Source organism: Methanospirillum lacunae (genome assembly GCF_003173355.1).
Lineage (GTDB): Archaea > Halobacteriota > Methanomicrobia > Methanomicrobiales > Methanospirillaceae > Methanospirillum > Methanospirillum lacunae.
Window position 1 is genome coordinate 45,819 of the sequence record NZ_QGMY01000018.1, and the last position, 21,837, is coordinate 67,655.

Consider the following 21,837-nt stretch of genomic DNA (forward strand, 5'->3'; position numbering starts at 1 on the left):
ATCATAATATCAATGTTAAAGAGAGATACAGTGGCAGAAGAGGAGATTCAGCATGCAATGTAATATTACCAGGAAAAATGTAATTATTGGAATAATACTTCTAATTTTAACAATTCTTGCGTTTTATCTCAGAATGTGGCCAGGATTTGAGGCCAATCTTAATGTTATTTCTAATGTAGCCATGGATGATCCCATGTATAACCTGCGAATGGTTGAACAGACCGTGGCTAATTTCCCGCACTATGCATGGTTTGACCCGATGACATATTACCCACAGGGCCAACCACAGCATTGGGGACCACTTTTTACGTTGATATCAGCAGCCGCATGTATTCTGGTTGGAGCAACCACACGGGTTGATATCGCTTCGGTATGTCTTTTCATCCCAGGGATTATGGCTGCACTTATGATCCCAATCACATATGCAACAGTCAAACTGGTGTCAGACTGGAAGAGTGCGATTGCAACTGCAGCATTCATGACAATAGTGCCGGGTCAGTATTTTTTCAGGTCATACTACGGGTATTTTGACCATCATATCGGGGAAGTTTTATTCAGCACGCTGTTTTGTCTGTGTTACCTATATGCCTTGGTTTACTGTAGGAAAAATCCGGTCCAGATAGAAGACAAAAACACCTGGAAGATCCCAATCCTGCTCGGGCTTCTCTGTGGATTTACGTATGTCCTTGGTCTGGCCATAATGCCGACAATGCTAGTTTTTGCACTTATTGTTGCAATAATTACGCCGATATGGTTTATGATCCAGCGTTATAATCACCACCTCGGAGCTTCAGCCCTGGTCATAAATACAACCACCTTCATCATAGCAATTATCGGGTTTTTTTCAATTGGTGTTAATACATCCCAGCTTGGAATGGACTTTTATTCAACCGGACATCCGATTGCATATGGCCTTATCATTCTGGGAACCTGGATACTCTTTGGATTCTCATATTACCTGCGTAAGAAATCTCTCATCTCCTTTGTGCTTGCAATAATAGGGGTAACAATTCTTGGTATAGTCCTGTTTGCACTGCTCTTCCCTTCGATGTTTTCATATTTCCTTCAAAATGCCAATGCATTCTTTGGACAAGATATACACTGGAAAACAATTCAGGAGGCCAGGCAATGGACAATCTTTGATGCATGGCGAACATTTAACTACAGCCTGTTCCTATTCGCTGGTGGAATTCTCGTTTTACTCAGGAAATTCAGGCGAGAAATTAATCCATCCTACATTTTTCTGCTAATCTGGACAGGGCTGATTTTGTACGCAACATGCGAACATATCAGGTACGAATATTACATGGCTGTTCCAATTGCCATGCTATCAGGTATTGCGGTCGGATCTGCAATTGATCTGGCCCTCCCACACAAAAAGCAGGAACAAAAAGCAACAGAACAAGATCAAAAAAGACCTGCACATTCCAAGTCAGGATCCAGGAAAGTGCAAGGGACTGTTCATCATCAATCAAGATTCACCAGGGGAGTAGGAATTATTGTTCTGATCATCGTAGCAATTTTAAGCATTCTCTTTACGATGAATGCCATCGCTGATGACAAGTCACTTGGTATTTTTCAATTGAACACTGACTGGTGGGAAGCATGTTCATGGCTTGAAAACAATACTCCGGATACCGGACTTGATTTCTACAAAATATATAATGAAAACTCTTTCCATCAGCCTCCTGAATCATACGGTATAATGTCATGGTGGGATTATGGGCACATTATCCTGGAACTCGGAGACAGACTACCAAATGCAAATCCATTCCAGTTTGGAGTTGATGGAGAAAATGGTGCAGCACGGTTCTTTGTCACAACCAATGAATCCGTAGCTTCAGGAATTATGGACAAACTTCATACCAAGTACGTAATGACCGATTACGAAATGGATACTGACAAATTCTGGGCAATGGCAACATGGGATAACCCTGAAATTGGTGCATATCCATATCAGCGTTCGTTTATTCTTCCAGACCCGGATAATCCAAATACCGGTCAGAACATTCCATTCTTTGTGGAACCCTATTACAGGACTATGGTCTCCCGGCTCCACAATTTTGATGGATCAATGCAGGAACCAAACAAAGTCCATTACATACAGTACATGGATCCGAGTTCCTCGCATACAAGTAGTCCATTAATCGTAAATGGCTCAGAAGTTCCATATCAGGTTGCAGAGCAATTAGTAAAGAATGATCAGAACAGCCTGGGTTCAAAATTTAATTCCACTCTCGTGAACTATGTATATACCTCTCCACTTTCAACAGTTCCGGCATTAAATCACTTCCGGCTGGTTTATGAATCATCTACCCGGGCATCACCTGATGAACTGCCTGATGTAAGATACGTAAAGGTCTTCGAGTACGTTCCCGGGGCCCATCTGACAGGAGAGGGAATTCTTGAGATCCCGATAATAACCAACACAGGAAGAACATTTACCTATAGGCAGGAGAGTGTCAATGGATCGTTCACCCTTCCATACCCGACAAGTGCAAAGGTAGGAGATATTCAAACGCTTGGACCATATAAGAACGAACAGACAGGAAAAGAATACACAGTTACCGAGGAACAGGTTCAGAAAGAAGAAAATATCCTCTGACTTTTTTTCAGATAATTTGATAGATTAAATTTACAAATTATTTTTGTAAATTAATTAAAATCGTTTTTCTTTTATATTTCTAGTATGCTATTAATTTATCTATTTCATGGTAAAAAGACTTATACCGATATTCAAAAAACATTATTCTACATTAAACCGATATCCACCAGACGGTATTTCAATCTCAAATCTGGCTCCATGTTTAGGTGATCCTGTTTCGTGTATAGTCATACCGGTTATTGCAAGGATTTCCTGAGTTAAAAATAGTCCAAACCCGGTATTTTGCCCATATCCTCTTTTAAAGATGTTTACTTTCTCAGAGATATCAATGCCATTACCATTGTCTTGAAATATAAGAATACCATTATCAGGGGAATTATTAAACGAAATTTCCATTTTCGTAACAGAACCACCATGACGAACAGCATTTTCCATTAAATTATAACAGACTTTGGAAAACATTGGATCAGCATAGATTTCTAGATCACCAATCCTGATTTCTACTGAAATATCAGAGAAAATTTTATTCCTTTTTTCTTTAACAACAATATCTTTTACAGAAATCCACTCAGGGCTTTTTATGCCCATATCCTGATAATCACGGGTAAACAGGATCTGACGATGTATTGTATCTATAGACTTGCGTAATTTCTCAAGTTCTGAACTTACCGGGACTTCGGTAGGAATTTTTCTCCTGAATAACCCCTCAAGCAAAATCAGGTTTTGGATCTGATTAAGAATATCATGACGTGTTATTGAAGAGAGGAGGTTTAACTTATTATTAGCAGTCAGGAGAGAGTCATTTAATCGCATAATTTCAGTTATATCATTGAATACTACCAATAATGCCTCAGTATCGTGAATCAGAATAACATCTGCAGAAAACATTCCGGTAATTATTCTATTATCCTTGGTTTTTATGTTAATACGAAGATTTCTAACACTGCCTTTTTCACGAGTTATCTGTATTATTTCTTTACGTATATCCTGATCAATAAACATTCCCAGGTCTAATGAACTTTTTCCAATTACTTCCGGACGTGTATACCCAATGGTTTCAATAAATGCCTTATTAACATCAATAAATATTCCCTCATTCAAAGTAGATAATGACATAATCGATCCGCTGGACTGAAATGCTTTTGAGAATTTTTCCTCTGATAATTTCAAAGCGGAAATATCTTTAGATACAACAAATAGTGAAGGAAGACCATTCCAATATCCGGATAATATTCGGGTCTCCACGGGAATCTGATTTCTCTCCTTTGTGACTATTGTTCTTACACAACAATTGGTTTCATCATCAATATGAGGATTATATTTACATAATACTTCATCAATACTGGATTCAGGGTTTAATATCTCTACAGACTGATCGATTAACTCAACTTCAGAGTAGCCAAGTCTTTTTACAACCGTATCATTCACCTTTTTGATGATTCCTTCCGGATTTAAAACAAAAAGAAAGTCCTGGATCGTATTAAAAAACGTTGAAAAATTATTTTCACTTATTCGTAACTCTTCATCCACCCTGTATCGTCCAAAAGAGGCGCCAAGTAATCCGGCTGCTGCTTTTAGGGCTTCGATTTCTTCTGAACTCCAGTAGTGTTCTTTATTGTAATCATCAAACCCAATAACTCCAAAAAAGGTATCAAAAGAGAAGATCGGAATAAGTGCAATGGTTTTGATCTTTTTTTCAAGCAGGATACTTTGATCTTCCGGTTGGAAATCAGACACATTTCCAGATATTATTTTTCCGGTTTTTAATATTGCATTCCATCGATTATATTGTGACTCATTACATTGAAAAATATTGTTTGATCTATTCTGTTCTTCGAAACAATCTCCTACTGTCCATACATAGGTTTGAGTTGTAAGAGGTGAATTGACAAAATGATTTTTATTAATATAAATGTATGAACGGGATATTTGAACAGCTTCTCCAATTCGTGCCAATAAATCATAAATTACAGAATCATTTATTGCAATCATCAATTGGGTAGCGACATAGCCTACCGCTTCTAATATCGTACGAACCCGGTATAATGTATCTTCGGTCTTTTTCTGGTCTGAAATATCAGTATGTGTCCCTATCATTCTGACAGGATTTCCCATTGAATCCCATTCTGTGACTTTTCCCCTATCATGAACATAGACCCAGTTACCATCTTTATGTTTCATCCGGATAATAATGTCATAATAAGGTTCATCTTTTGAGAGATGATGATAGATTATTTTTTTTGCCAACTCAAGATCATCGGGATGTGTCAAATCCTCCCAGGTTTTGATTGTTGTTGGGGATAACTCATCTAATGTGTATCCTACCATCTCAGCCCATCGCTCATTGAAAGTTGTTTCTCCGGATTGCACATACCAATCCCACAGACCAATTCTTGAACCATCAAGGGCAAGACTCAGTTGTTCAGAGGTTTTCAAAAGATTATGCTCAATTGTATGTTCTTTTGTAAGATCGATAATCTGGACATAATAGTTAGAGATTCTCCCAGTAGACAGGATATGAGGAATAATTGTGATATCAACATAGATACTATTTTTACCATTTGAAGATGGGAGATGAATTCTTTGTAACTCATCCTGGGTAAAAAATTTCTTTCTATTTACTATTTTGCCAGATTTCAAACTTTGAATAAGGGTCGGATAGTATTGCGATAAAGAAAATCCCTTGATATCAGAGACTGAATGCAATCCAAATAATGTCAGAGCTGCTGAATTGATATCTTCTAAAAATCCATCTGCATCAAATATTAATATCGCAATAGAAGATTGTTCAAATAGTTCGCGATATTTTATCTCATTTTCTACTAATGCTTCATTTGCCCTTTTTTTCTCGATACCTAACTGTATCAGGTGGTTAAGTTTGGCAAATAGAATAACAGGATCTTCACCTTTTTGCAGGTAAAAATCGACACCACTATTGATAGCTTCAATAATTACATCCTCTCTACCTATTCCAGTAAAGAGAATAAAAGGAATGTTGGAGAATGATCTGATCTTTTTTAATAATTCAATTCCATCCATCAGTGGCATGGTATAATCAGATACTATCACATCATACCGGTTTTTAGAGATTTTTTCAAGGGCTTCAAAAGGAGATAAAGCATAATCAAAGTCATATTCAGTAGTTAAGGCTAAGTAATCCATAACAGCCTCAATAAACGATAGTTCATCGTCTATCAGGAGAACCAAAGCCTTTTCCATTATAACTCTGTAACTTGATTGGTTATTGTCGCTACTAACACATGAGTATTTCCCTAATTACATTGAGTACATTTTATTCGATTCTACAGAAGAACTATCAATTTTTCTAAATAAAATTCCGATTTTCCAGAATATTTTCCGGTTTTTATCAAGAATACAATTAAATATATATTGATAGAATTGATATCATTCATATTCGGATTATTGGCTGATTTTGGTCGTTGAAACAATGTGGAACAATAGATGGAAAAACAAAGGGATTCAAAAAAAGATTCACGGTTTGACATCTTCCATGGGATAAAAATTAGTCTGATCTCTCAGTCAATTGCTGCCAAATTAATAATTATCATCCTGACTGTATCGATTCTTCCATATCTGATTGTAAGTCTTAACTCACTCTACTCAGTCCAGACTGTTTCAACAATATCTTCCACAACAAATCTGGAGATAGCAAATACATCTGCTGAAGATACTACCCGGGCTCTTGAGACTGAACTAATACGAATCCTTTACATTCAGACAACTGCACTGGGAAATGAAATTAACCAAAAACTTCATCAGGTTACTACTGAAACAACGACAATGAGGGATTATGCTTCCTTCATTTATGAATACCCGGATAACTTTAACAATTATCCAAATGCTAGCATGTATAGCCGCAAAAATGGCTCAAATTATGGTAGTATATACCCGGATAACAATTCCTGGTTACTTGTCTCAAATCTGGCAGAGAATTCAGAGGGTATAATTCCTGATACCATCTTAAAAGAAGTCAGGTTCACAGAGTGGATGGACATAATATTTCGTTCCATTGCATCAAATGATCCAAATGCTATTCAACTCTATATAAATACTAAAAGCCAGATTACACGGGGAATGCCTTTTGTAAATGGCACTTACCAATGGGTCGATGCAACAAAGCAATTTCATTCTGACATAAATCTCCCAATGTATGACTTTTTTTATCTTGCTAATGAAACCAATAACCCCGCCAAAAAAACCGTCTGGACTACATTGTATTATGATCCTGCGGGTCTCGGATGGATGATATCCTCAATCTCTCCGGTTTATTTAAAAGAGGAACTGAAAGCAGTTGTCGGAACAGATATTACACTGCATCGAATTACAGATTCAATTCTAAATGTAACAATCGAAAAGAGTGGATTTGCCTTTTTAATGGCTAATAATGGGAATTTAATAGCATTCCCTGAACGAGCAGGACCTTTTTTGGGATTTAACGGGACACTTGCGGGAACATTTCAAGGAGATGAGCAACTCCAATACAATCTCCTGAATAGTTCTGATCTAAACCTCAGAGATATTGCAGTCAATATGTCGAAAGGAAATCAAAATGTCATCAGATATGTGAGCCCCCATGATAACCATGAATACTTTGTCTCTTACACGCCTATTAGTGAAACCGGATGGAGTGTAGCAGTAGTAGTCCCGGTCGATGAAGTAACAGCACCAGCTCTCACAATGAATAATCAAATTCAGGACCAGATAAAAATTTCATCTCAACATATCTCTGATAATGTTAACCAATTAAAAGTAAATACAACTCTCCTGATAATGCTGATTCTTGTTGCCATGATTCCAACTGCTTTTATTTTGTCTAATATGATTTCACAGCCTATTCGCACACTAATTGCAGGGTCAAGACAGATTGGATCAGGGGATCTGGATCATCGAATCAAGATATCAACACATGATGAACTTGAAGATTTGGCAATAAATTTCAATAATATGGCTGATGAATTGAGTAAACAGTTAAAAGAACTTGAAAAAGCCAACCAGGATCTCCGCCAGATGGACACAATAAAATCTCAGTTCATATCTATTGCATCTCATGAAATCAAAACTCCCCTCATAGCAATAAAGGGATATGTTGACCTGCTTCTTACAGATAAAAGGGATCAAACTAATTCAGATCAGAAGAGAATGCTTGAAATAATCTCCCGCAATACATCAAGACTTGGAAGAATTATCAACGAAATGCTGGATATTTCAGTTATTGAGCAGAACAAACTCGTCCTTTTACAGGACTGGTTCTCAATTCCAGATGTAATTCATGATGTTACCGAAGAATTATCCAGTTCTTTTGAAAAACGCGGCCACACCCTCTTACTTGAGATCGATGATAACATTCCACAAGTTTTTGGCGATAAGGACAGATTAGCCCAGGTTTTTATTAATTTACTTGGAAACTCAATAAAATATACACCGGATCATGGAGTCATCACAGTTCGTGCCAGATCAGAAGGCACGAATATAATATGTGAAGTTGAGGATAACGGAATCGGCATTTCAGAGGAGAATATTCCCCGTATTTTTACCAGGTTTTATCAGGTAAACTCTATCACGACACACAAAACTGGAAAAGAGGAGTTTTTAGCCGGAGGAACAGGTCTAGGACTTTCAATAGTAAAAGGAATTATCGATGCACACCAGGGATCAATCTCTGTGAGAAGCTCAGAAGGAAAAGGAACAACATTTCAAATAATACTCCCGGTAAAAGAAGTTGCTTTACAGGTAAGTACACCCCAAAAAAACCATTTTATCACAAGAGAGAAAAAACCAATTGATGATGTCCAAACAAATTCAAAGAACCGAAAATCAGAGAAACAGACGATATTGATTATTGATGATGAAGCAGATACAGTCCAGTTATTTGAGGATATTCTGTCTGGTACATACGATGTTCTTACAGCCAACACCGGGGCAACGGGAATAAAAATTGCACTATCCAACCTTCCAAGTCTGATTCTCCTTGATGCATGGATGCCTGGAATAACCGGATATGATGTCTGCAAAACCCTGAAAAAGAACTCAAAAACCCAGACAATTCCAATCATTATTGTCACGGCGGCAGTAGGATCTGATGATCAGATCAAGGCCCATACCTGTGGAGCTGATTATTATCTCAAGAAACCTTTTGAGAACACTGAACTTTTATCTCTATTAGATAAGTTTTTAGGATTTATAGGGGAGAACCATGATTAATCACAACACGATTCTGGCAGTGGATGATGAACCAGATATTCTCGGTTTAATTAAATACACCCTCATGGATGAGGGATACAATGTAGAGATCGCAGAATCAGGAGAAGACGCCCTGATATTGCTTGAAAAAAATATATCAATCGATCTCATTCTTCTCGATATTTCAATGCCAGGACTGAGTGGAATAGATGTACTTGAGATCATCAAAAATAATCCTAAAACATCAGATATTCCGGTGATCATGGTCACTGCATTGGATCAGATGATCTACAAAAAGCAGGCATATTCGCTTGGTGCCAATGATTTTCTTGCTAAACCCTATGAGATTGAAGAACTGCTCCTTCGAGTTTCCAACCACATACATCTGTTTGAACTCATGAAAAAGGAAAAGGAACAAAACATTCAACTGAACTCAAGTAATGCAGAATTAAAATCCCTTATTTCCGCAATGCCAATTATGGTCTCTGTAAAAGGACCTGACCAGCGGTATTTAATGGTTAATTCAACATTCTGTGAAAAGAGTGGAAAACTGGAAGATGAAATAATAGGACATACAGATCAGGAATTATTTCCTATTGAGATTTCTTCACAATATAATTCATCAGAAGACCTGATTGTTAGTCAGCAAAAAACCTCAATGAATACAATATACAAACTAAATAACGAAGACGGTAAAGAAACCTGGATTTTTAACTCATCTGCATCGATACGTGATGATGCTGGGAATATTCTAAAAATTGTCAATACCGGTATTGAGATCACTGATCAGATTATTTTTGAAAAAAAATTAAAAGCAAGTGAAATTATTTTAAACTCCATTATTCAGGGATTGCCAATCCCTATGCTTGTCATCGACAATGAGCACAATATAATTAACTGGAATCTTTCCCTGGAGCGGATGAGCGGGTTTAAATATGAGGAAGTGATAGGGACTCGTCTGCAGTGGAAACCGTTTTATAAACAGGAGAGACCAATTTTGGTTGATATCCTTGTCGATGGGAAATTAGAAAAGATTCCGCTCCTTTACCCTGGAAAATACACAATTTCAAATCTGATTCCTGATTCATACGAGGTTACTAATTTTTTCCCATCTCTCGGTGCAAATGGTAAATGGTTATCATTTACTGCATCCCTGATTCGGGATGGACAAAATAACATCATCGGAGGTATTGAAACTCTAATTGACGTTACTGATAGAGTCAAATTATCTGAAGAATTAATCTGGAGGGAAGCAATACTAAAATCTGTTAATTTAATTTCAGCCTTATTTTTGAAGCAGACTAACTGGATCGATTCTATAGACTCTGCTCTTAAATACATAGGTGAATCAATCGGCATAAATCAGATCACATTACACCAGATTACTGATAAGGGGTCTAATACATTCAACCTGAAATTAATAGGGATGTGGAAATCTCCGGACCTTGAAAATCCACTTGAAATCATTACTAAATTTGATGATCTGATTGAATGTAATACCTCCTGTATCTGGAAAAATGATGATACAGAACCAATTTTTAGTACTGATTTCAGAAGATATCTTGAGGAGAACGGAGTGCATTCATTAATAATACTACCTATTAATGTCCAATCCAAACGATGGGGTTTCCTTTCATTTGTAGACTATTCAATGAATCGCCAGTTCTCTGAAATCGAGATTAACTCGTTGATTATTGCTACAGACATAATCGGATCTGCAATTTACCGCAGTGAACTCGAAGAGGTATTTCGTCGTCCAATTGAGCATTCACTCACGGGCGTATTTGTCATACAAAATGACAAATTTAAATTTGTAAACCCTCGACTGTCTGAAATGCTTGGATATTCGGAGCAGGAATTACTCAACCTTTCTTCCTGTTATTCCATTTTTCATCCCGAAGACAGGAAAAAATTACATGATATCATAAGCACGATACTAAATAATGAAAATAGTGATGTAACACTCGAAATAAGGAGTATTTCAAGCACCAATATTATAATAATCTTCACCCTGTTTATTGGAAAAGTCCACTTTGAACAGGAACGGGCAGTAATCTGCACTGCTATAGATGTAACAGATCGGAGAAAAGCAGAAAAAGCACTCACCATTTCTGAAAATAGATTCAAAGAGATATTTAATAATGTAAATGATGCAATCTACCTGATAGAGACCAAAAACAATTCATTCGGGCAGATAATCGATGTTAATGAGAAAGCTACCCTCATGCTGAAGTACTCAAAAGAAGAGTTGATAGGCAAAAATTTTGTTGATATTGATGCTAATCCAGACAAAGAGGCTTATACTCAGATATTTACACGGTTAAAAGTCGTCGGGTATGATACTTTTGAGAAAGAGCATAGATGTAGAGACTTTACATTAATACCAATAGAAATTAGTGCACACCTCTTTTCCCTTAATGGAAAACCCGTTATTCTGGCTGTATCAAGAAATATTACAGAACGAAAAAATGCAGAGAACATTGTCAGAGAGATAGAAGAACAAAATAAACAACAAATTATTGCATCATTAAAAGAAAAAGAAATTCTCCTGAAAGAGATTCACCACCGGGTAAAAAATAATCTCCAGATAATCTCAAGTATACTAAAATTACAGGAATATAGTTCCACTGATCCGGAAATAAATGCGATACTTCGAGAAAGTAGAACCCGGATTATTTCTATGGCTATGCTGCATGAGAAATTATACAGGACAGACAATCTTGCAGAAATTCCATTAAGAGATTATCTTGATCAACTGGCTAACCAGGTGGTTAAAGAATTTGAATCTGATGAAAGGCATGCTACCGTGAGTGTTGCCTGCTTAGATGACTATGTTGTTGATATTGATGTCGGGATTCCGATTGGATTAATAATAAATGAATTGGTAACAAATTCAATGAAATATGCATTTAGTCCAACTATTCAGGGGCATATTGAGATCTCGGTTACTCCGTCACAAGATGGAAGTTATACACTGACATATCATGATAATGGAAAAGGACTTCCATCTAATTTCAATATTGAAGAACTGGAGAGTCTGGGGATGACACTTGTTCAAAACCTGGTGATGCAGAACCGTGCCAAACTTAAAGTAGATGGATCATCCGGGGCTACGTTCAAAATTATCTTTCCACAAGGAAAAATAAGAACACGAAACTAGAGAGAAAAAATGACTGGATCAAGAATAATTATTGTTGAAGATGAATTGATCATTTCATTAGAGATAAAAGAGACTTTACGGCGTCTTGGATATGAAGTCGTGGCACGTGTTATATCAGGAGAGGATGCCATTGAAAAAGCAGGTGAATTAAAACCTGATCTTATATTAATGGATATCAGACTGGAAGGTGAAATGGACGGGATTACCGCTGCAAAGCGGATTATAGATCTGTATGATATCCCCATTATTTTTCTCACCGGTCAATCTGATGAAGCCACATTAAAAAGGGCTATTGAGATATCACCTTCAGGATATCTTGTTAAACCATTTAATGATCGTGAACTTTTCAGCAACATCGAGATGAGCATTCACAAGCATAAGGTCAGAAAAAAACTTGAGCCTGATTTTACTAATAAAACAGAAGTAATGGACAATTTTTTAAGAGAAAGTCCAACACCGATTCTATATCTTGATACATCTTTGGAAATTACTGCTGGAAACAAGGCAGTCGAGCAGTTACTTGGAATCCCATTCAGTCAAATTCAAAATAAATCAATCACTTCGGTTATTACGTCTCTTTCTGATAAAAAAGGAGCACCTTCGGATGTAGATCCTGAAAAGTTTCTTCTCCTCCCTGATCAAATTGGGATTAATCAAAAAGATGGCAAGAAAGTGCCAATACAGATGCAACTTGGATTTATCCTAAATCGGGAGGGGTTTTTACAGTCAATCATAACCTCGCTAAATAATACTACCAGTATTCGACCCCAATTATCAAGTGGACTCGTTCAGGCATATGAACAATTTATTCAAAATCTTGACATCCCAGTTTACATTATTAACCGGGAAAAAGTCGTAGTCGCATATAATCAGGCCTTTTTCTCATTATGCCAGCAGATCGGAATAAGTCAGTACCAATTGCAGCGTCCGATTTTTGAAACTAAAAATATGATCCTGTTTGGTGAATCACAACAATATGATGAAGTTTTCAAATCAGGCATCATACAAAAAGAAGGCAGAAAGTATCGAAAAAATGGGAAAAACTACTTTATCAGAGTTAATCGGTTTCCAATTTTAGAAGGAAATACTGTAAGCCATATTTTAACAATTAATTTTGACATAACGTCTGAGATATATGCCAAGGAAGACGCCAAAAAGACAAGAACACTCTTTTTCGATATGATGAATACTATCGATGAACTCGTAAATCAGATTAAGACATTAAAACCGGCAATTACCGATCTCATTCACAATTATGAGAACACACCAGGTTTAAAAAATTCCATCGACAAGATGCAGATAGAAAACATAACTACATTATTACAAAACATCGATATGTCATGGATACAATATTCAGAAATTAAAGAAGATCTTCAGGTAAAGCATGCTTTCAAAAAATAATCAATATACTCAACTATTGATCCTTTCTAAACTGTAATCTTTTCATCTCATCATTTATTGTATCAGTTGTAGTTGAAATATCATCAAACACCATCATGATCTGATCAATAATTGCCAGGACCTTTTCACCAGCTGACGAGGATCTGAGAAACCATGGAAGTAGATTTAACCTGTTCTTCCATTCCTGATATATGAGAATAGATCACATGAAAAGCATCAGACTCTTTTTATATTGAATCCTGATTTTTTGTATTACTCATTTTATGATCAGAGACGAGGGCGGCAGGGCGGGAAGATTTGAGTTTGGGCGGCGACCTGCCACATCATTAAATCCACCTGATGACTAAACAGAGCCCCATATACACCGGGTTGCATTTCAGGGCGGCAGAGCGGAAAACACAGACACAGATAGACAACCGACAGGGGAGTGGCAGATGAACTGTGCACCTGGATTTTGCCGCCCTAATTTTTTAAATCTATTAATTATTTTTATTTTATAGTTTAAAGGGTGAAATACCGGCGAAAGTTGGGCGGAGCCTTCCCGCCCTAACCCCTAATTTCGCTCCGACTTCCCGCTCTCCCGCCCAAAGGATCAGGATCAGAGAATGTGACTGATATCAACACTGACAGTATTTCACAACAACCCAGGCAGGAGTGGACGGTTTATTTCACCGCCATTCTACATTCAGAGGTTTTCGTTCTGGGATTTTCCCGGGTTTGTATCTCGGATATCCGGCCATGAGAGCGTAGACAAGTTCTCTCTCTTCAGGAAGGTCAAGAAAACACCGGAGGGGATCATACTCAACTGCAGCCATGGCAACAAGTCCGGCCCAGCATGTTCCGACTCCAAAGGCCTGGGCAGCAATATCGACATGAGTTAATGCGATAATTCCATCGATAAAGGCCATCGGCTTTCCTTTTGGAAAGTGGTATCCACTAGGAATATGTGCCATAATGAGATGGGGAGCATTACGGCAAATACCATCGATACCACGATCCCACTGTGCCAGGAACTTCGGGAATAATGCTTTAAGAGGATGATCAGAACTTTGAATACTTCTCATCCAGTCAATACTCAGTTCAGAGATTTTTCTGATCGTTTCTAGGTCACGTATAATCAACCATTCAACGGGCTGACCATTTCCCCCGGTTGGAGCATACCTGGCAATCTCAAGGATATGCAACAAAATTTCCGGTGGAACCGATTCACTTCTAAACATGCGGATAGAGCGGCGGTTCATGAGATAGGAAGTTAATAATTCTGGGGTGAGTGATTTAATCTCCGGAGACGGGGGTAATCCGGCTTGGTGATCACGGGTGAGTGCCTTTGTAGGGCAGAACACCTCACAATGACCACAATCGATGCACCGGATCAATTTTTCAGGTGGGATCTCTGGTACAGATGAGGGTGTGGGAAGGGAGATGAGTTCACCCGGACAGAGAGAGGAACAGACACCACACCTTGTGCAGAGGGTTTCATCAATATGAATTCCAGTTACCATGCATCTCCCTTGATTTCAGAAACCCTGAATTGAGCACTTTTTTCAAATCCGGTTTTGTGGATCGTGTGCTGGATAAGATATCTGGCGATATCAGGGGTAAGAGATGCCATAGGGATATGTACATCATCCCAGGCTCCGGGAGTTGTTACAATATCATTTGTAAGTGTATCGAAAAAGTAAATGTATTCAGATGTAATATCCATACAGGTACTATTGACCTATAGTATATTAGAGGAATCAGAATCCCTATAGTAACACAATTTCCTGATAGTAAGTAATGTAAAATTTTCGTTTTAAAGTAATGTAATATGAGGAAACGAGCCTTTTTATCTGAAAAAAATCAGATAGAGATTTTTCTGAAGAGGTATGTTCCGATAACCGTCATGACACAGGCAAATCCACCGATGACAAGGAGACTCAATATTGGACTTACCTGACTTGTCCCGGTAAGACCGTATCTAATCCCTTCGACCCCATAGGTGAGCGGATCAAACATGGTAATAGGGCCGAGCCAGGATGGAAGTGAACTTATCGGAAACAGTGCCCCGGAAAGACCGAAGATCGGGAATATTACAAAGTTCATGATGAGTTGAAACCCGGTCATGTCCTCCATTCTTGATGCTATTGCAATCCCAAACGCGGTAAAGGATATTCCGATAAGCACCATGAAACCAAGGGCTATGAGAAATCCTAGAATACTCTGAACTTTCAGTCCCAGAAAGAGTGAGATTACCATGATCATAATACCCTGAAGGACCGCGGTTGTTGCACCACCAAAGGTTTGACCAAGCATGATCTCAAGTCTCGTTACCGGAGCAACCAGTGTCTCTTTCAAAAAACCGAACTGTTTATCCCAGATGATCTGAATCCCTGAAAACACCGAGGTGAAGAGTACACTCATTGCGACCATTCCAGGAATAAGGAACTGGATGTAATTCTCACCTAATCCAGGGATATTAACTACTGAATTCAGACCAAATCCCAGGAACAGCAGGAAGAACAGGGGCATACTGATGCTTCCAATTATCCGGCTCTTGGATCGAATATACCGGATCATGCTCCGGAGCCAGATCGTATAGATGATATCCATTTAATGCCTCACCATCCGGTGATGCACCCGCATCGTCTCTTTCTTGTCGGTTTCTTCATCCCTTATTTTCTTCCCGGTGTACGAGAGAAAAACATCTTCGAGAGTTGGTTTATGAATGGATACAGAAGTAACCGGGATCTGATACTGGTTTAAAGCAGTAATGACTTCACTGATATGCTGCTCTGCGTTCTGCAGGCTAATCCTGACTTCGTCGTTGTAAATCTCAAGGTTGGTTATCCAGGGTTCAGTAAGAATTTTCGAGGCCTTTTCGAACTCAGGTGTTGATATCGTTATAATATCTCCACCTATCCCATTTTTCAGATTCTCTGGGGTATCAAGTGCTATGATCGTCCCATGGTCGATGATGGCTATCCGGTCACAGAGCCGGTCAGCCTCTTCCATGTAATGAGTTGTAAGAATGATGGAAATATTCTTTTCTTTGCTTAACGTCGCGATATACTGCCAAAGATGGTTTCTTGTTTGGGGATCAAGACCTAGTGTTGGTTCATCGAGGAACAGGACAGAGGGATGATGAAGAAGACCACGGGCTATCTCAAGTCTTCGCCTCATACCCCCGGAAAAAGTCTTTACAATATCATTTTTTCGTTCATGTAACTCAACCAGCCGAAGCAGTTCGTCTATCCGTTGTTTACGGATTTCAGTTGGAATCCGGTAGAGTCGCCCATGGAAGTCCATGTTCTCTCCGGCGGTAAGTTCTTCATCAAGGCTTTGATCCTGAAACACAATACCTATCGCTTTTCTAACACCATCTTCATCTTTTTCGACATTTTTTCCCTGAATTGTCGCTAATCCTGATGTTGGTTTCTGCATGGTTGCAAGCATAGAGAGGGTTGTAGTTTTTCCGGCCCCATTCGGGCCAAGAAGACCGAATATTTCTCCCTGTTCTATCTCAAAGGATATGTGGTTTACCGCAACAAGATCGTTGAATTTTTTTGTAAGGTCTTTTACCAAAATCGCGGTTGTCATTATTTATTTCCCATGTATCGAGATGGTTGTTGCTTCTGAATCAATTTTTAAGCCTTAGTCAGACTGCCAGAAGTACTCTCTGATACATGATGTAAAAGAGAGCGAGCTGAGAGTAAGATCACCTCTACCCCTGGTATCAAGATTCTTTTCCCGTAGAATTAACTGCCTCATTGATCCTGTTAATTTTTTGACTGATATTTTTTAGCAGCCCTGAGTGAGGTGCCAGTTTATCATCTGAAAGATCTTCAAGATATGACAGATTATTGTCTATTTCACTCAGAATTCCTTCAATAGAATCGGGGTGGCTCATGCCTCCGGTTTTAAACATACTAATTTCCTCAAGTCCTGCATCGGTAAGTTCGTACTTGCGATCTTCTCTTTTGATAAGCAAATTTTCTTCAACTGCTTTACTGAGTAACGGGTAGATAGATCCAGGAGATGGTTTCCAGTGCCCATGACTCATCACATCAATAGCATCCATGATCTCAGCTCCGTTCTTTGGGTCTTCACTCAGAATGTGGAGCACCAGAATTTTGAGGCCTCCATATCCCCTCAAATGCCCAATCCCGTGAAACCTTCTCATGAATGATCTCATTAATTCACGATTATCTCTCATGTTGATCACACGACAATTCGATATCGAATACTCGATATCGACAATACGATATTTGGTGCTTTAATATAAAAAGTTATTCTTCTTTCAGTTTAACGAAGATTAACGTGATTTAAACGAATAAAATTTTGGAACAGATTTCCAGAGGAGAATGTTACGATTATATCATGGACAACATACCATGATCTCATATGAGTGTACCGGTTGACCGGTATTCACTGATTCTTGAATATCTTCAAAAACGCTACCCGGTAGCAGTCTCAACCTCACAAATAGCCAGAGACTTGATGATGAACCGGGGCTCTGTCGCCAAATACCTGGAAGTACTTCTCACCCAGGGTCACGTGGTAATGAAACCATTTGGGAAAGCCAAGCAATATTCCTCATCACAAAAAATTCCGTTTGATGACCTTTTTGACTATCTTTCAGAGGCAATTGTAATCCTTGACATGGATCTCAAGATCCTGATGGTCAACAAAAGTTTCATCACAACATTCGATATCCGGACCGGAAAGAATGTTATAGGAACCCCGCTAACCAGGCTTAATCTTGCCCTCCTGAATGATACTACGGTTCAGGGAAATATTTCCCGCATCCTTGAGTCAAAGACGTACATTAATGAGATGCTGCTTATCGATCAGATAAAGGACAGGTTCTTTCTCACAGAGTTTGTTCCTACGTTTCTTCCATCACTCTCATTCACCGCTAAGCCAGGGATCATGATAACATTCAGGGACATTACAACCTGGAAAAAGACAGAAGATGAATTAAAAACTAGTGAGAGGAAAATAAGAACGCTATTCGAAGAAGTCCCAAGCGGAATATTTCTCTTTCAGGCTGACGGGACAATTCTCAATGCCAACCGTGCCTCACTTGAGATCCTGGGATTGGTACGGTTTACCGAGATTGTGAATTTCAATCTCTTTGAGATCATGTCTCCTAAGCAAGCAATTGAAAAACTTATCAGTGAAGGAAAAAATGCAGAAATTACACTTACCTGCAATTTTGACCGCTTAAAAAAGTCTACACTGACGGCCACAAGGAAAACCGGAACCGCATATTTCCAGGTCGTTTTTGCTCCGGTAACTGACAGAAGATGGAATGCCAAGCAGGAATATTTTATTCTGTTTATAGACATTACCGCACAGAAACGTGCTGAAAAAGAGCTCAAAGAACGATTCTGGGGGATTACAAGCAATCTGCCAGGGATTGCATACCAGTTTTATGCCCGTGACTCAGGCGAATGGGGCGTATATTTTGCTGATAACCGTTCAGAAAATGTGTATGGAATCAAAACCGATCCCCTTGATACCTGGTTTGACAGGTTTGCATCATGCATTGATCCTGAAGACAAACAACGTTGGGACGATTCCATCAGGGACGTAATACAAAAGATTACCCCATGGGATTTTGAAGGGACTTTTATCAAACCATCAGGTGAACGGGTCTACATTCGTGGTATCTCTCAACCGATACGGCTAAAAAATGAGACAATATGGAACGGAATCTTTCTTGATATCACTGACAGAAGAAGATCAGAGGAAGAACTCAAGAAGAGCGAACAGCGGTTCAGAGGATTTGCAAGTAATCTGCCTGGAATTGTATACCAGTTTTATGCTCGTGATACCGGCGAATGGGGGATGAATTTTGTTGATGAACGATCACAGGATGTGTATGGGATCAGTCCGGAGCCATTGAGCACATGGCTCGACCGGTATGGAATGTGCATTGCACCATCAGATCAGGAACGATGGAAAATTTCAATCGATGATGTGATCAGAAGGACTGCCCCCTGGGAATTTGAGGGGAAATTTATCAAGTCCACCCATGAGGAGATGTATATCAGGGTTGTTTCCCAGCCGATCAGATTATCAGGAGAAACGTTATGGAACGGCCTTATCCTTGATATCACCGATTACAAACGGGCAGAAGAAGCACTCCATGCAAGTGCTGTCAAGGAGGTCAGGTACCATTCTTTTTTTGAGAACACCTGCAACGGAGTCTTGATCTATGAACCCATCGATAACGGGAACGACTACATCCTCAAAGATGTGAACAAGGCTACAGCAAATCTGCTCAGAAAGCCTAAAGAGGAACTTATAGGGAAGAAATTGTTCGAAGAGTTTCCCGATCTTCCGGATCCTGAAATCCGTGACCTTCTCAGAAGGGTATTGACTACAGAAAATCCCGAGTTCTCATCACCTCTTAAATATCGAAACCGTGATGATTTTCCCTGGATCTCTCACTATGTCTTCAAACTCCCTTCAGGAGAGATCGCGTCGTTTATGGTGGATGTATCTGATGAAGTGAAAAAAGAGATCGAGGATTCATCTGGTGTATATGACTTCAGGCTCTGATCGAATATGCGGATTTCCTCATTCTGAAAAGATGAAATGATCCTATTGACCATCAATGACAATCGTGAATGTGAGAGAGATCAAAAAAGAGATACCAGATCAAACAACTTAAATTTTTAAGACTCAAGCATAATTTTTAAAAAAATAGATAAAATTCAATCTTTTTTAGATTAATGGACGCGTATTTTATTCTTCAGCCTCAAGTTCATTGACGAGCAATAAAACGCAGAATTAAATAACGAACTGCTGATGAAGGTGTGTGAACGATACCGTTCACCGTTGAGAGAAACGCCGTACCACATGGGCGAGTCAACCCGATTCAGGTGGCTGCTAATTTCCCCATGAATTCAGGTTGAAGAATCGCTGATGCAGATATTGTTCACCACCGGGTATCAATATTGTGATCATCAGCCCATCGTCCATGCATGGTTTATTCGTAAGTATACGAGGTCATGCAAATGGAAACTAAAATTGGATATTTTGCATCCATAGAGCAATACAAACCGATGGATGCCCTTGAACAGGCAGTAAGGGCAGAAAAAGTAGGATTCGAATCGATTTGGGTTGATGATCATTTTCATCCCTGGTATCATACCGATGCTCAGTGCGGACAGGCATGGGCATGGATGGGAGCAGCTCTTCAGGCAACCAAGAAGGCATTTGTCTCGACCTGTATTACGTGCCCGATTCTCAGATACAACCCCGGAGTAGTGGCACAAACCTTTGCAACACTCAGACAGATGTATCCAAACAGGGTTGGAATTGCAGTTGGAGCCGGTGAAGCCCTGAACGAGGTTCCGGTCACAGCACAGTGGCCCAGTGTTCCTGAGCGCCAGGCAATGACCATTGAAGCAGTAGAGGTCATGAAGAAACTCTGGGAAAGTAAAACCCCGGTTTCGTTTACCGGCAAATACTACAACCTTGAAAAGGCATTCCTGTATACCAAACCCGACGATAAAGTGCCGCTCTACTTCAGTGGAATGGGACCAAAAGGTGCCAAACTCGCAGGCATGCATGCAGACCATCTGATGACGGTGTCAGCCGATACAGATACACTGAAAAATGTCACCATTCCAAAATTTGAAGAAGGTGCAAAGGAGGCTGGCAAGGATCCAAAGAAGATGGAGAAAGCCATGTTGATCTGGTACTCGGTAGATCCTGACTTTGACAAGGCTGTTGAAGGAAACCGGTTCTGGGCAGGATGCCTTGTGCCTTCAATGTTCAAGTATCGTGTCAGCGATCCACCAGAGGTTGAGATGCATGCAGATCTGGTTCATTCAGATGTCATCCAGAAGAACTTCCTGTGTGCAACCGATGCAGAGGGCCTTATCACAGAGATCGAACGGTTCAAGCAGGCAGGGATTACCCATTTCTGTCTTGGTAACTCCAGTCCGAACGTGAATTACGGAATTGATATCTTCAAGGATGTTATCCCGGCAGTAAAGGGATAATTAATTCACCTTTTTGAGGTACCTATGATTCATACCGATGTATCAAGGATGCTTGATCAGGGGGCGGTTATCTTTCCTGATCACAAAGAGGATCTCAACAAAAAATCCTGGTATACCCCCCCCGGGATGGGTGGGAGTCTCACTTAAGGATATCATAACAGGGAAAGAAACCGGCGGGGCATTCAGTTATCACCTTGTCAAGATCACCAGGCACTGTGAAGTGCCTTCGCATGATCATGAGACACAGTGGGAATGGAATGTAATTCTAAAGGGAACTGGTTCGTTTGTCATCCAGGAAAAGGAGACGCAGGTAACCACCGGAGAGACGTATGTTACTCCCCCTGGTATTTCTCACACCGTCAAGGCAGGAAATAGTGAGCTGGTTATAACCGCTGTCTTTGTCCCTGCCCTCGGGTGATAAGATCTTTTTGCGAGAGAGCGGAATGGACGTAACCTGGGCTGGAATATTT

At 39.4% G+C, this 21,837-nt stretch carries 14 protein-coding genes; 8 read left to right on the forward strand and 6 right to left on the reverse strand.

All coding sequences use genetic code 11. The annotated features are described in order from the left end of the window. Nucleotides 1-52 precede the first annotated feature (52 nt). On the forward strand, nucleotides 53-2,605 hold the full coding sequence (locus DK846_RS16770; protein ID WP_109970154.1) for an oligosaccharyl transferase, archaeosortase A system-associated: 2,553 nt from the start codon (nucleotides 53-55) through the stop codon (nucleotides 2,603-2,605). 141 nt (nucleotides 2,606-2,746) lie between these two features. On the opposite strand, the gene DK846_RS16775 is transcribed toward DK846_RS16770, so the two are convergent. After that, complete coding sequence (locus tag DK846_RS16775) at nucleotides 2,747-5,824, reverse strand: PAS domain S-box protein (protein ID WP_109970155.1); 3,078 nt, start codon at nucleotides 5,822-5,824, stop codon at nucleotides 2,747-2,749. Between the two features lie 243 nt (nucleotides 5,825-6,067). Here DK846_RS16775 and DK846_RS16780 point away from each other — a divergent pair, with 243 nt between their 5' ends. From DK846_RS16780 to DK846_RS16790, 3 genes are read left to right on the forward strand one after another with little or no spacing between them, the layout of a single operon-like run. Continuing rightward, nucleotides 6,068-8,827: an ATP-binding protein gene (locus DK846_RS16780; protein WP_109970156.1), complete on the forward strand. Its 2,760-nt coding sequence runs from the start codon at nucleotides 6,068-6,070 to the stop codon at nucleotides 8,825-8,827. After that, nucleotides 8,820-11,966, forward strand: a complete 3,147-nt coding sequence (locus tag DK846_RS16785; RefSeq protein WP_109970157.1) for a PAS domain S-box protein — start codon at nucleotides 8,820-8,822, stop codon at nucleotides 11,964-11,966. Before DK846_RS16780 ends, DK846_RS16785 begins: the two co-directional genes overlap by 8 nt. 9 nt (nucleotides 11,967-11,975) lie before the next feature. After that, nucleotides 11,976-13,367, forward strand: coding sequence for a response regulator (locus DK846_RS16790; RefSeq protein WP_109970158.1), 1,392 nt, complete (start codon nucleotides 11,976-11,978; stop codon nucleotides 13,365-13,367). Between the two features lie 668 nt (nucleotides 13,368-14,035). Here DK846_RS16790 and DK846_RS16795 read toward each other — a convergent pair. The 5 genes from DK846_RS16795 to DK846_RS16815 form a co-directional block, all read right to left on the reverse strand. After that, a complete protein-coding gene (locus DK846_RS16795; protein WP_109970159.1) occupies nucleotides 14,036-14,869 on the reverse strand; it encodes a nitroreductase family protein in 834 nt (277 codons plus the stop codon). Continuing rightward, nucleotides 14,863-15,072, reverse strand: a complete 210-nt coding sequence (locus tag DK846_RS16800; protein WP_109970160.1) for a hypothetical protein — start codon at nucleotides 15,070-15,072, stop codon at nucleotides 14,863-14,865. The genes DK846_RS16795 and DK846_RS16800 overlap by 7 nt, the downstream gene beginning before the upstream one ends. A 137-nt stretch (nucleotides 15,073-15,209) precedes the next feature. Beyond that, on the reverse strand, nucleotides 15,210-15,959 hold the full coding sequence (locus DK846_RS16805) for an ABC transporter permease (RefSeq protein ID WP_109970161.1): 750 nt from the start codon (nucleotides 15,957-15,959) through the stop codon (nucleotides 15,210-15,212). Then, nucleotides 15,960-16,946 carry an ATP-binding cassette domain-containing protein gene (locus DK846_RS16810; protein WP_109970162.1) on the reverse strand — a complete coding sequence of 329 codons (987 nt, stop codon included), beginning with the start codon at nucleotides 16,944-16,946 and terminating at the stop codon, nucleotides 15,960-15,962. A gap of 136 nt (nucleotides 16,947-17,082) precedes the next feature. Then, on the reverse strand, nucleotides 17,083-17,529 hold the full coding sequence (locus tag DK846_RS16815; RefSeq protein WP_245926599.1) for a PadR family transcriptional regulator: 447 nt from the start codon (nucleotides 17,527-17,529) through the stop codon (nucleotides 17,083-17,085). Nucleotides 17,530-17,750: 221 nt separating this feature from the next. Between DK846_RS16815 and DK846_RS16820 the strand changes: the two genes are divergently transcribed. From DK846_RS16820 to DK846_RS16830, 4 genes are all read left to right on the forward strand, one after another. Next, nucleotides 17,751-19,916, forward strand: a complete 2,166-nt coding sequence (locus DK846_RS16820) for a PAS domain S-box protein (protein ID WP_109970164.1) — start codon at nucleotides 17,751-17,753, stop codon at nucleotides 19,914-19,916. 458 nt (nucleotides 19,917-20,374) lie between these two features. Continuing rightward, complete coding sequence (locus DK846_RS16825; RefSeq protein WP_109970165.1) at nucleotides 20,375-21,367, forward strand: TIGR03557 family F420-dependent LLM class oxidoreductase; 993 nt, start codon at nucleotides 20,375-20,377, stop codon at nucleotides 21,365-21,367. A gap of 24 nt (nucleotides 21,368-21,391) precedes the next feature. After that, a complete protein-coding gene (locus DK846_RS18185) occupies nucleotides 21,392-21,514 on the forward strand; it encodes a hypothetical protein (RefSeq protein ID WP_281269859.1) in 123 nt (40 codons plus the stop codon). Continuing rightward, entirely contained in the window at nucleotides 21,498-21,785 is a 288-nt protein-coding gene (locus tag DK846_RS16830) for a cupin domain-containing protein (RefSeq protein ID WP_181391847.1), read from the forward strand. The genes DK846_RS18185 and DK846_RS16830 overlap by 17 nt, the downstream gene beginning before the upstream one ends. Nucleotides 21,786-21,837 lie beyond the last annotated feature (52 nt).